A 13,000-nucleotide genomic window follows, 5' to 3' on the forward strand; every position below is an offset into this window, starting at 1 on the left:
AATCTCTGTCTTCCCAAGAATGGTGGGGTCAGAGTCACGACTCTGACCCCATAACTCTTGGAAAATTATTATTGTTATTTATTTTACTAACACCGGTCTGCGACTAAAGAGTATGTACCATCAATGGATAAACCAGATAATCGCAGTTACGGCGCAATGGCTTCATATGCTATCATTGCCGCTTGAAATCACCACATTTTGATAGAATTTTAATATCCTATGGCTTCACTACTCGGTAATTTATTTATTCTTGCTGCTCCTTCAGGAGCAGGAAAATCAAGCCTTATCAAGGCACTAATGGAAAAGTATGAAGGCAATGCAGCCACGCCTATGCAGGTGTCTGTGTCTCATACCACACGTCAACCGCGGCCGGGTGAAGTCGACGGTGTGCATTACCATTTTGTAAGCCGAGAACAGTTTGAAGCACTTATCGAACAAGGCGTATTTTTTGAGTACGCAGAAGTGTTTGGCAATTATTACGGTACATCCCGTGTGACTATCGAGCAAACATTGCATCGCGGTATTGATGTGTTTTTAGATATTGACTGGCAGGGCGCTCGCCAAGTCAAAAAGCTTATGCCAGACACATGCGGCATTTTCATTCTTCCACCGTCACTCGATGTATTAGAGCAGCGCTTAAACAACCGCGGTCAGGACAGTGAAGAAGTCATTGCGGGGCGTATGGCACAAGCAGTAGCAGAGATGTCTCACTTTAGTGAGTTTGATAGCGTGATCATTAACGATGATTTTGCGACTGCATTGAGTGACTTAGAAGCCATTGTGACAGCGCAGCGTTTACGAACAGTAAAACAGCAAATGCGTCATCAAGTGCTATTGGACGAATTGCTCGGTAGCGCGTAAGCTTAACCAAACAATAAGCGTTTTGTTTAAAACTGATCCCGATCGCTGTATATCTTGCACGATCTGAGTGCTTTAATTTCAAACAAAATGCTAGGATCGCGCTACGTATCTGTGTATACTACGCGGCCGTTTTTTGAATAACTTGCTCAACCTAATTTTCGGAGAAATACATGGCTCGCGTAACTGTAGAAGATGCCGTAGATAAAATTGGTAACCGCTTTGACCTAGTGCTTGTTGCTGCACGCCGTGCACGTCAAATTGCCACTGAAGGCAAAGATCCTATGGTTGACGTTCAAAACGACAAGCCAACTGTTACAGCACTTCGTGAAATTGAAGAAGGTTTTGTAACTGCTGCAACGCTTGAACAAGCAGAACTTCAAGCTCAAGAACAACAAGAACATGCTGAATTTGCATCAGTAGCAAATATTTTATCTGATCAATAAGACCTCTTTTTAACGGTTTTATCGATATTTTGGCGCCAGTGCTTTGAAAAAAGCACTGGCGCTTTGCTTTTGGTGTATTGGCTTATTGCACAATTAAACGTATTCTTAAGGTGTCTAGGTATATAAGGGTAACGCTTCACTGTGTATTTGTTTGAAGGTTTAAAGCAGAAAGTTGTAGAGTACTTGCCAGCAGAGCGTGTTCAGTTGGTTCAGGATTCTTTTGTGCTAGCTCAAGATGCTCACGATGGGCAAATGCGTTCAAGCGGCGACCCGTACATTACTCACCCTGTTGCCGTTGCGGGTATTCTTGCCGACATGCACCTTGATCATGAAACGATCATGGCGGCGCTTCTTCACGATGTTATTGAAGATACCCATTACAGCAAAGAAGATTTGGCTGAAGCGTTTGGTGAAACTGTTGCCGAACTGGTTGAAGGTGTTAGTAAGCTAGATAAACTTGCCTTTAGCACTAAACAAGAAGCGCAGGCGGAAAACTTCCGCAAAATGATGATGGCCATGGTGCAAGACATCAGGGTTATTCTTATTAAACTTGCCGACCGCACTCACAATATGCGCACGCTGGGCTCGCTTCGACCAGATAAGCGCCGTCGTATCGCACGCGAAACGCTAGAAATATATGCACCTATTGCCCACCGTTTGGGTATTCACGATATTAAAAATGAGCTTGAAGATTTAGGTTTCCAGGCCATGTACCCGATGCGCCATCGCGCATTGAAATCTGCCGTACGTCAGGCACGTGGCAATCGTAAAGAAATCATCGAGAATATTCGCGAAGAGCTTAACACGCGCCTTGATGCCTACGAGATAGAATCTGATGTACTAGGCCGCGAGAAGCACCTGTATTCCATTTACCGAAAAATGAAAAACAAAGAACTCATGTTCAACGAGGTAATGGATATTTATGCGTTTCGTATCGTGGTTAAATCAGTAGATAACTGCTATCGCGCGCTTGGCGCTATGCATGGTTTATACAAGCCAATTGAAAATCGTTTTAAAGACTATATTGCTATTCCGCGCACCAACGGTTATCAGTCTTTACATACGTCATTAATTGGCCCGCACGGCATTCCTGTTGAAATTCAAATTCGTACCCAGGAAATGGACCAAATGGCAGATAAAGGGGTGGCTGCCCACTGGCTTTATAAAGAGCCAGGCGATAACGGCACTACTGCACAGCTACGTGCACGCAAGTGGATGCAAAGCTTGCTTGAACTTCAGCAGTCAGCCAGTTCATCCTTTGAATTCATAGAATCGGTTAAGACTGACCTGTTCCCTGATGAAATTTACGTGTTTACACCAGACGGGCGAATTATCGAATTGCCAATGGGCGCAACCGCTGTCGACTTTGCGTATGCTGTGCACTCTGATGTAGGCAATACCTGCGTAGGTGTGCGCGTAGAGCGCAGAAACTTTAGCTTAAGCAAGCCCCTTGAAAACGGCCAAACCGTAGAAATTATTACCTCGCCAAAAGCGAAGCCGAATGCGAACTGGCTGAACTTTGTAGTGAGTGCTCGCGCACGTACCCGTATTCGTCAGTATCTGCGTAAGCAGCATTCTCAAGAAGCCGTGAACATGGGTAACCGTCTACTTCGTCATGCATTAGGTGCAGTGAAGTTAGATGATATTCCTAATGCAGATATTGAACGTGTGGTGGCAGAAACCAAGCACGCAAATTTTGACGATTTGTTAGTAGATATCGGCTTAGGTAACGAACTAAGTGCTATCGTGGCTCGCCGTTTGTTAGGTGAGAGCACAACAGACTTATCAGATAAGAAAGGTAATGTAGCCATTCGTGGCACAGAAGGCCTGCTTGTTCACTATTCTCGCTGTTGTCACCCTATACCTGATGATGAGATTGTAGCGGTATTAAGCCCAGGCCGCGGTATGACCATTCACCAAACTGGCTGTAACAATATTCGCAAGCTTACCCGTGAAGAGCCTCAGCGCGTGCTACCCATGCAATGGGATGACAACCCGCAAGGTGAATTCAAAGCGTCTCTGCGTATAGAACTGATAAACCATCAGGGCACACTGGCAACATTAACGAACACTATTTCAGGGTGCGATTCCAACATCATTGGTCTGCAAACTGAAGAAAAAGAGAGTAATATCTACTTTATCGACCTAGAACTTACCACGCACAACCGTGTGCACTTGGCGCGAGTAATGAAGAAAATACGCACCATGCCGGAAGTTCAAAAAGTGTCTCGTCATAGTCAATCACGACACTAATTACTCAAATATTTAGGAACTACTATGTCTAAGTCTATTATTCAGACCGATAAGGCTCCTGCTGCTATTGGTACTTACAGCCAAGCGGTTAAAGCAGGTACTACTGTTTATCTTTCAGGCCAAATTCCATTGGTTGCTGAAACCATGGAAATGGTTTCTGACGACTTTGAAGCTCAAGCGGTACAAGTTTTTGAAAACATTAAAGCGGTGTGTGACGCTGCTGGCGGCACCACAAACGACCTGGTGAAAGTGAACATCTTTCTTATTGACCTAGGTCACTTTGCAACGGTGAATGAAATTATGAGCCGTTACTTCAATAAGCCTTACCCAGCGCGCGCTGCCGTTCAGGTGTCTGCATTGCCTAAAGGTGCACAAATTGAAATTGATGGTGTAATGGAACTGCCGGAGTAAGCCATGTCACCTGAGCGTTACCAGCGCATTAGAGATGTGTTGGAAAAAAGACAAACCGATTTAACGGTATGCCTTGAAAATGTACACAAGCCTCATAATGTTTCGGCAATAGTAAGAACTTGTGACGCAGTAGGCATTCATCGCGTTCACACCGTGTGGGAAAAGAAATACCAGTTTCGCCGTGGTACGGCTATGGGCAGCCAGCAATGGGTGCGCCAAACCAACCACGATGGTATTAGTGATGCGATGGCTGAATTAAAAGGCCAAGGCATGCAGGTGTTGGTTACCCATTTATCTGACACCGCGGTCGATTTTCGTGATGTCGATTACACCAAACCTACCGCAATTTTGTTTGGTCAGGAAAAGTATGGTGCCTCTGATGAGGCGAAAGCCATTGCCGATCAAGACATCGTTATTCCCATGATGGGCATGGTGCAGTCGCTAAATGTATCGGTAGCCGCAGCTTTGGTTCTTTATGAAGCACAGCGCCAGCGCACTATTGCGGGTATGTACAATACACAGCAGTTGCCGGAAGAAGAATGTCAGGCTTTGGCATTTCAAAACGGTTATCCTCGCTTGTACAAACTATGCCAACGCAAAGGTTTGCCACTGCCTGCTATTAACGCTATAGGTGAAGTGGATGCTGACGATAGTTGGTGGCGAGAAATGCAAATTACTAAGGCGGAAGCTAACGCGCTAGAAGCCGACTAAGAACTAATGTACAAGTTTTGCTTTTACTGTCTCCTTTGTATAGGCCAGCGTAAAAAACTGGCCTAAAGCGTACTCGCCAACCTCTCAACAATCCTTTACACTTCTTTTCCTATAACATGTTGAATAACACCAGCTTGTGCCTTTTTAAAGGTTAAGCCATTTATGTTTAAAAAGAAGGATGTCGTTTGATGCAAGCACTGGCCACTACACCCATAACTGCGCTTAAAGGCGTGGGTGCAAAGGTGGCAGAAAAACTTAATAAAATAGGCTTGTTTACCCTTCAAGATATACTGTTTCACCTTCCTCATCGCTACGAAGACAGAACCCGTATTTACAGTGTGGCTGAGTGCCGCCCGTTTACCCATGTAAGCGTGCAGGGCGAGGTAATGAGCGCCGACATTCAGTACGGCAAAAAACGCATGCTAGTGGTGAAGCTGAGTGATGGCACAGGTACTATAACCCTACGCTTTTTCCACTTTGGCGCCGTACAGCGGTCAATTATGACACCGGGCAACACGGTACGCTGTTTCGGTGAAGTGCGTACTGGCAAGTGGGGCATTGAAATGATGCACCCTGAATTTAAGCTAGTGGACGAAGACGCGCCGCCCACAGAAGAATCATTGACGCCGGTTTACCCCACCACAGACGGTGTAAAACAGTTAACCCTCCGCAACTTGACCGACCAGGCCTTAAAACTTCTAGATAAAGGTGCGCTGGCCGACCTACTGCCAGAGGGTATTTACCACGAGCAAATTAGCTTAAACGAAGCCCTTCATTTGGTGCACCGCCCGCCACCCGATGTAGATGTACACGAAATGGAAGAAGGGCTCCATCCTGCTCAGTATCGTTTGATATTAGAAGAGCTTCTGTCACATCACCTAAGCGTGCTTAAAGTACGCAAGCTATCTGACGCACAGCCAGGTATTCCTATTAGTGTGAATCAGCCGCTTATCGATAAAATGCTCGCTCAGCTGCCGTTTTCACCAACGGGTGCACAGGCTAGAGTAGTACAAGACATTCAAAAAGATATGCAGCACCCTCGGCCTATGATGCGCCTTGTACAAGGGGACGTAGGCTCGGGCAAAACCTTGGTTGCTGCACTGGCAGCGCTATCAGCCATTGGTGCAGGGCATCAAGTAGCATTAATGGCACCTACTGAGCTGTTGGCAGAACAGCACGCGAATAACTTTCGTGGTTGGTTGGAACCACTTGGTATTGAAGTCGGCTGGCTTGCGGGAAAGCTAAAGGGTAAAGCCCGCAATGAAGTTTTAGCTCGCTTAGAAGCCGGAGACATTCAAATGTTGGTGGGTACTCACGCTATTTTCCAAGAGAGCGTGAACTACCAGCAGCTAGCGTTGGTTATTGTGGATGAGCAGCACCGCTTTGGTGTACATCAGCGCTTGGCCCTTCGTGATAAGGGTGAACAGCAAGGTCGCTATCCTCATCAGCTGATCATGACGGCTACGCCTATTCCAAGAACGCTGGCCATGACAGCCTATGCCGATTTAGACACCTCGGTCATAGACGAACTGCCGCCGGGCAGAACACCGGTACAAACTGTTGTGCTACCAGATACACGCAGGGCCGATGTGATAGAGCGAGTGCGTCAGGCCTGTAAAGACAACGGCAGACAGGCCTATTGGGTGTGTACGCTTATTGATGAGTCGGAAGTGTTGGAATGTCAGGCAGCAGAAGATGCCGCAGTTACCCTGCGTACCGCATTGCCAGACTTACACGTTGGTTTGGTACACGGGCGGTTAAAACCTGCGGAAAAAGCGCAGGTTATGGCTGACTTCAAAGACGGTAAGCTGGACTTACTGGTAGCGACTACCGTTATTGAAGTAGGCGTAGACGTACCTAATGCCAGCATCATGATCATTGAAAACCCTGAACGATTGGGATTAGCACAGCTTCACCAGCTAAGAGGCCGAGTAGGGCGTGGTGCGGTAGAAAGTCAGTGTGTACTTATGTACCAAAGCCCGCTATCGAAAACCGCTACTCAGCGCCTAGGCGTATTGCGTGAGTCTAACGACGGTTTTTATATTGCACAGCGTGATTTAGAAATTCGTGGCCCAGGTGAATTTATGGGGACGAAACAAACCGGAATGGCGGAGCTTAAAATAGCAGATTTGGTTCGCGACGCTGCGCTTATCCCTAAGGTTCAGGAAATTGCCTATACCCTTTGGGACAAATACCCGTCTCACGCCCAAGCAATCATCAATAGATGGATAGGGCATAAGGAGCAATACGGTCATGCTTAAAAGTGTGCCTTTGATTGATTGCGATAACGGCAACAGCGCTAACGCAAATAGTGAAGACGCTGGGCTAATTAGCGCAATTAGCGAAAAATGGGGCTTTCCTGTTGTTAGTAGCAGTGAAAAGCCCGTCGAAGGCTTGTACTTACAGGTGCAAAATGGTGTGCTGGGTCTTGCTGACGCGGGCGAGAAAAAACTGAACCCTGTAGAGGTAGATTTTGCTTCGCCAGCTAGTTTGTATCGCAAACAGCACGGTGGCGGGCGCAAAGAGCCTATTGTCAAAGCCATTGGCCTTAAAGGTAATGAAGCGTGGCATGTGGTAGATGCAACGCCTGGGCTAGGTCGTGATGCCTTTGTTTTGGTAAGCGTTGGCTGCAAGGTCACAATGATAGAGCGATCGCCTGTGGTTGCCGCCTTACTTGAAGATGGTATTCGCAGATTAGCACTTAGTTTTCCAGAACTTGCAGCTAAAATGTCGCTTCAACATGGAAATAGCGCTGAGGTAATGCAATACTTCACTGGTGAGAATGTGAACGCTATTTATCTAGATCCCATGTTCCCACATAAAAAGAAGTCAGCCTTGGTGAAAAAGGAAATGCGGCTGTTTCAGCAACTGCTTGGTCATGACCCAGACGCAGATGCGCTGTTACCGCCAGCACTAGAGCTAGCTACGCACCGGGTAGTGGTTAAACGCCCAAACAGTGCAGATGTGCTGGCAGGAATAAAAGCATCAATGGCTATTGAAAGCAAAAAACACAGATTTGATGTGTATTTGTGTCAAAAAAATCTAGGAGAGTAGCATGATACAAGTTGGGGGCACTTTGCCTGAAGTAGATTTTAGCCTTTTAGTAAATGGCGAAATAACTAACCCAGGAACGAACGAACTGTTTTCAGAAAAGCGCGTTGTACTATTCGCTGTACCCGGCGCTTTTACACCTACTTGCTCACAAGCACATTTGCCAGGCTATGTAGCGCTTGCTGATAAGCTTAAGGCAAAAGGTGTTGATAGTATTATTTGCCTAAGTGTGAACGATGCATTCGTTATGGATGCGTGGGGTAAAGCAAACAATGCAGAAGAAATTACCATGCTAGCCGACGGTAATGGTTTCTTTACCAAGCAAATTGGCTTAGACATGAGTACAGGTAACTTCGGTGGCTTACGTTCGCTTCGTTATTCTATGCTTGTAGAAGATGGCGAAGTTAAAAAGCTAAACGTTGAAGACCCTGGTCGTTTCGATGTAAGCGATGCCCAAACCATGTTAGATAGCCTTTAATTTTTAAAAGGCGTTAAATACTCAAAGCCCGCAACAATTGTTGCGGGCTTTTTTCGTTTAGTCTTTTGTGAATATTCATTAATTTATATATGCGTATACTTGGTCGCTATTTTCATTAAAATGTAACCCAATTATGATCTAGCGTTTTGCAAATTGCGTTGAATATCAAAGTGTTCAGCGAGGGTTAATGAACTTAATTGCATCATTGTGCGTTGAAAATGCAGTGAAATTAAAGGTTCATGTACTGCGTTACTTAGCGTGTAGCCTCGTTTAGTTACCTTTACTTGATTAATGATAATAAGTATCATTTGCGAGAAAAGACAAACGTTTTAGGAAAAAATATGACAATAACACTGAAAAAAATAAGTGCTTTAGTAATGGCTTCGGCCGTTACTTTTTCGATGTTTTCTTCACAGGCGCTTGCTAACGGTGCCATTGGTGATCACGTAAACAACTTGCATGCGCATATTGGTGAATACACCGAAGAAGTACATTGGTTAGAAAGTAAATTTGGCAGTGTTGTTGATGCGTATGAAGCAAAAGATAAATCGCTTAAAACCGACGCGCTAATTGAGTATTGGGAAGAAGTAGACTTCCACTCAGCTATCGAAACCCAGTACGTGCCTATCTATGCTTCTATTTGGCAAGGTATTTATGGTGTAAAGGTAGCTATTGATGAAGGTAAGCCAGTTTCTGACGTGCGCGTAGAGCAAGAGAAGCTAAATCATGCCTTGTGGCAGGCGCTAGGCGCAGTTAAACTTGCGTCTCAATATCAGAAGAAAGGTCTGGTAGGCAAGGTTCAAACCACTGAAAAAGAGCCGACTACAGGGCCTGAAGTTATCGACGATATCAAAACACGTCTTGATCGCGTTGTTGCTAAATATGCAGAGCAGCTTCACGAGGTTGCAACAACACTAGTGCACGACACCTACCTTCAACGTTTTGAAGGTGTAGAGGGTGACTTGATTGCAAAAGACGCAGCCTTGGTTGAAGACCTAGAAAAAGATTTTAACGTAACGCTTCCGCAAGCCATTTCGAAAGATACTGGCGTAGATGCAGTACGCAAAGTAGTAGAGTCTATGCAGGCTAAACTTGATCGCGCTCGTACACTGCTAGTTGAAGTAGAACAAAGTCGTAAAGACGTATTTTAAGGAAGGGGTATGCAACGTAGAACATTCTTACAAGGCTTAGCTGCAGCCGGTGCATTAACTGGTTTGCCGTTTAGTTTTGCCCACGCTATGACCCAAACTGGCAGTGTGTCAGTAGAGTCTTTGCCTAAATTAGAAGGTGATCTCACACTCTATTTAGGGCGTGGCGAAGGCGGTCTGTATGAGAATGTTCTAAAAGCCATTGAAAAGCGCAACCCCAAGTTGAACCTAAAAGTTAGACGCGGCGGCTCAGCAGCACTGGCAAATACCATTGTTGCTGAAACAAGAGCGGGCGTTAAACGCGCTGATTTGTTTTGGGCTGTAGACACCGGTTCTATTGGCGTTGTTACTGATGCTGGCGCTGCAAAGCCATTGCCTGATGACTTGCGTTCGCAGCTTCGCGAAGATTTTCAGTACCCTAGCTGGTCACCGGTAACTGGGCGAGTGCGTACACTGCCGTATAACACAGAGCGCGTTAAGCCCGAACAAATTCCGGAAAGCGTGATGGCGTTAGCTGATAGCGATTTGAAAGTGGGCTGGGCACCGGCTTATTCATCATTTCAGTCTTTCGTCACCGCCATGCGTATTTTGGAAGGCGATAAAGCCACTAAATCATGGCTTAAAGGCATTAATAAGCATTCGAAAAAGTATGCGGGTGAACTTGGTGTAGTGATGGGCGTTGAACGTGGCGAAGTAGATATTGGTTTTGCCAATCACTACTACACTCTTCGCCTTAAATCGGGTAAACCAAACGCAAATGTGGCCCTTGCTTACAGCAAAGGCGATGCAGGTTGCTTGGTTAATGCGTCTGGCATTGTGGCATTAAGCGACGGTGACTTACCGGTTAACTTTATCCGGTATCTGCTGTCGCACGAAGTACAGTCTTACCTTGCTCGCGAGGCATATGAAATACCTTTGGTTCAAGGGGTTGAACCACCACAAGGCTTGGCGGATTTAAGCACGCTTTCGCCACCTGAAATGGACCTTCGTAAACTGGCTGATTTACGCCCAACACTTAACCTTATGAGGGAAGTTGGCGTACTGTGACAAACTGGCCAAAGTCGTATCCACTGGCACTACTTATTGCGCTGATGGCTTTATTGCCCGTCGGCGTTTTGTTTTCTTTAGCTCAAGATAGTGCCCAGCTTTTCGATACCCATAACCTTCGTGTACTAGGCAATACTATTTCATTGGTAGTACTTACCATCATTGGTTCGGTGCTTATTGGTGTACCCCTTGCCTTTTTAACCGCCTATGTGCAAATGCCGTTCAAGCGGTTCTGGCTTATCTTGTTGGCTGCGCCACTGGCGTTGCCTAGCTATATTGGCGCATTCGCCATGTACTTCTCATTTGGTATTGGTGGAGAGATTGAAAACGTTCTAGGAATTAGCACACCCCCTATTAGCGGCTTGTGGGGCTCGGCGTTGGTCATGAGCCTATACACCTATCCCTTTGTAATGATGACAACACGCTCGAGCCTGTTGAGTTTAGATGCAAGCTTAGTTAACGCGGCGCGTACGCTAGGTCTGTCGTTAGGTGCTAGCTTATGGCGTGTGGTGCTACCGCGCGTAGTAAACAGCGTTGCTGCGGGGGCACTTCTTGCTGCGCTTTACGCGTTATCTGATTTTGGCACACCCGCAATAATGGGCTTCGACACCTTTACCCGCGTTATCTTTGTTGAATATAACGCTTTTGGTTTGAGCCAGGCGGCCATGCTAAGTCTGCAGCTTATGGTGATTGTTGGGCTTATTCTGTTTATAGAAAGCCGAATAGGTGGGGCACAAGAGCGCCCAGGAAAGCACTTATCTTTATTTCCTGCACGCTGGCAGCGCAACCTAATGTTGCTTGCGACCATGCCCGTTGTATTTATGGCTATTGTACTTCCCCTAGCTATTTTCACGCTGTGGTTAGTGCGAGAGGGCACAGGTGGCTTTGAATTAAGCTATGCATGGAATTCAGCCCATGCGTCATTTATTGCCGCGATTGTGGCCGTGCTTCTTGCCATTCCGGTTGCTCACGCGGCTATTGCAGGCAAAGCTGGCCGCTTTATGGAGCGTATTACTTATTTCGGCTTTGGTGTACCAGGTATAGTTATGGGAACAGCGCTGGTGTACGTGGGCCTTAAGTACTTACCTGCGCTGTATCAAACTTTAAGTTTATTGGTTATGGCCTATGTACTGCGTTTTATTCCTCTTGCGGTGGGAAGTGTTAGAAGTACCGCCGAGAATATAGATTCGGGGTTGGTTAAAGCTGCCCGCGTACTTGGTGCTAGCCCAAGGGAAGCCTTTATACGGGTTACGCTGCCGCTTACCCTTCGTGGTATGATTGCAGGGGCTGCTTTAGTATTTTTAGAAGCCATGCGTGAGCTGCCTGCCACGCTGATGTTGGGGCCTACAGGTTTTGAAACCTTAGCCACTTACATGTGGCGTGTTTACGAGGCGGGTTACTTTGGACGTGCTGCCGTACCTGGCCTTCTACTTGTTTTATTATCTGGTGTGGGATTAATTCTCATGCTGTCGGGCGAAAGAAAAGCCCAGTTTACCGTTACCGAGGATGATCGTTCGTAATGCTTAGTGTAAGTAATTTGTCAGTGAATTATGGGTCTACCCGCGTTGTCGACAAGTTAAATCTTGAGCTTGGGCAAGACGAAATCCTGATGTTGGTGGGGCCAACTGGCTGCGGTAAAACGACTATTTTGCAGGCATTGGCAGGGCTTATCCCTATTTCAGAAGGCGCAATGAGCCTAGGTAATTGGGAAAGTACAGCAAGCAAACACGTGCCGCCTGAAAAGCGTAACGTGGGCATGGTGTTCCAAGACTTCGCGCTGTTTCCCCATCTTACTGTTCAGCAAAACGTATGCTTTCGATTAAAAGACACTAAGCTTGCCGACCATTGGCTTAAATTATTAGGCCTAGATAATTTCCGCGATGCTAAACCTGCACGTCTTTCCGGTGGGCAAAAGCAGCGTGTTGCGCTAGCAAGAACCCTTGCGCACGAACCTTCTTTTGTCCTGCTAGACGAGCCCCTTTCAAATCTAGATGCAGCACTAAAAGACAGCTTGCGTTGGGAAATTCGCGATGCGCTTAAAAAGGCGGGCGTGCCTGCAATTTGGGTAACCCACGATCAGGAAGAAGCGTTAAGTGTTGGTGATAGAGTGGGCATATTAAACAAAGGCGTGTTGGAGCAACTAGACACACCTGAAGCCTGCTACTCTTCGCCAGCTAGCCGATTTGTGGCGCGCTTTATGGGTGAAGCAAGCTTCTTAAGTGCAACCTTTGATGCTAGCGAAGTAAATACAGACAAAACGGTCGTTACTGAAATTGGCAAGGTGCCTGGAACGCCGCTTCAAGGTGCTAACGGCAATGTAGATTTGCTCGTACGCCCTGACGATTTAAGTTTAGATGCAGCTCACAGCGAAACTAACTGTACGGTAGAGTGGGTGCGCTATGAGGGCGAAAGCAGACTTTATGCAGTTATGCTAGACAGCGGCGATGAACTTAAAGTACGAGTAAGTCATGAAAATGCCATTAAGCCAAATACTCGAGCGTTCGTTCAGTTAATTACTACGCACCCCTTGGCGGTGTTTCCTAAAAAAGATAAGGCATAAGTCGGTTCATAACTGACTAAAACCAGAACATAAAAAG

12 protein-coding genes are annotated in these 13,000 nt (G+C 46.3%); all 12 read left to right on the forward strand.

The genetic code is table 11. The features are described 5' to 3' along the window. Positions 1-219: 219 nt before the first annotated feature. The 12 genes from gmk to ACXAGK_RS17835 all read left to right on the forward strand — a co-directional run bounded on the left by gmk (position 220) and on the right by ACXAGK_RS17835 (position 12,963). Positions 220-861, forward strand: coding sequence for a guanylate kinase (gmk, locus tag ACXAGK_RS17780; RefSeq protein WP_179981966.1), 642 nt, complete (start codon positions 220-222; stop codon positions 859-861). Positions 862-1,031: 170 nt separating this feature from the next. After that, positions 1,032-1,304 carry a DNA-directed RNA polymerase subunit omega gene (rpoZ, locus tag ACXAGK_RS17785; RefSeq protein WP_015065914.1) on the forward strand — a complete coding sequence of 91 codons (273 nt, stop codon included), beginning with the start codon at positions 1,032-1,034 and terminating at the stop codon, positions 1,302-1,304. Between the two features lie 141 nt (positions 1,305-1,445). Beyond that, entirely contained in the window at positions 1,446-3,557 is a 2,112-nt protein-coding gene (spoT, locus tag ACXAGK_RS17790) for a bifunctional GTP diphosphokinase/guanosine-3',5'-bis pyrophosphate 3'-pyrophosphohydrolase (protein WP_474857268.1), read from the forward strand. Positions 3,558-3,581: 24 nt separating this feature from the next. After that, entirely contained in the window at positions 3,582-3,968 is a 387-nt protein-coding gene (locus tag ACXAGK_RS17795; protein ID WP_025257011.1) for a RidA family protein, read from the forward strand. Positions 3,969-3,971: 3 nt separating this feature from the next. Beyond that, the gene (trmH, locus tag ACXAGK_RS17800) at positions 3,972-4,679 is read left to right on the forward strand and encodes a tRNA (guanosine(18)-2'-O)-methyltransferase TrmH (RefSeq protein ID WP_474857269.1); all 708 of its coding nucleotides are present in this window, start codon (positions 3,972-3,974) and stop codon (positions 4,677-4,679) included. A gap of 188 nt (positions 4,680-4,867) precedes the next feature. After that, a complete protein-coding gene (recG, locus tag ACXAGK_RS17805) occupies positions 4,868-6,940 on the forward strand; it encodes an ATP-dependent DNA helicase RecG (protein ID WP_474857270.1) in 2,073 nt (690 codons plus the stop codon). After that, complete coding sequence (locus tag ACXAGK_RS17810; protein WP_474857271.1) at positions 6,933-7,733, forward strand: class I SAM-dependent methyltransferase; 801 nt, start codon at positions 6,933-6,935, stop codon at positions 7,731-7,733. The genes recG and ACXAGK_RS17810 overlap by 8 nt, the downstream gene beginning before the upstream one ends. A 1-nt stretch (position 7,734) precedes the next feature. After that, entirely contained in the window at positions 7,735-8,208 is a 474-nt protein-coding gene (locus ACXAGK_RS17815; RefSeq protein ID WP_269917564.1) for a peroxiredoxin, read from the forward strand. A 341-nt stretch (positions 8,209-8,549) separates the two neighbouring features. After that, positions 8,550-9,359: a hypothetical protein gene (locus ACXAGK_RS17820; protein ID WP_474802966.1), complete on the forward strand. Its 810-nt coding sequence runs from the start codon at positions 8,550-8,552 to the stop codon at positions 9,357-9,359. A gap of 9 nt (positions 9,360-9,368) precedes the next feature. Next, the gene (locus tag ACXAGK_RS17825; RefSeq protein WP_474857272.1) at positions 9,369-10,403 is read left to right on the forward strand and encodes an extracellular solute-binding protein; all 1,035 of its coding nucleotides are present in this window, start codon (positions 9,369-9,371) and stop codon (positions 10,401-10,403) included. After that, positions 10,400-11,923, forward strand: a complete 1,524-nt coding sequence (locus ACXAGK_RS17830) for an ABC transporter permease (RefSeq protein WP_474802961.1) — start codon at positions 10,400-10,402, stop codon at positions 11,921-11,923. Before ACXAGK_RS17825 ends, ACXAGK_RS17830 begins: the two co-directional genes overlap by 4 nt. Then, positions 11,923-12,963, forward strand: a complete 1,041-nt coding sequence (locus ACXAGK_RS17835) for an ABC transporter ATP-binding protein (RefSeq protein WP_474802959.1) — start codon at positions 11,923-11,925, stop codon at positions 12,961-12,963. Before ACXAGK_RS17830 ends, ACXAGK_RS17835 begins: the two co-directional genes overlap by 1 nt. The last annotated feature ends 37 nt before the right edge of the window (positions 12,964-13,000 follow it).

The organism is Alteromonas sp. ABM1_013, from assembly GCF_056160505.1.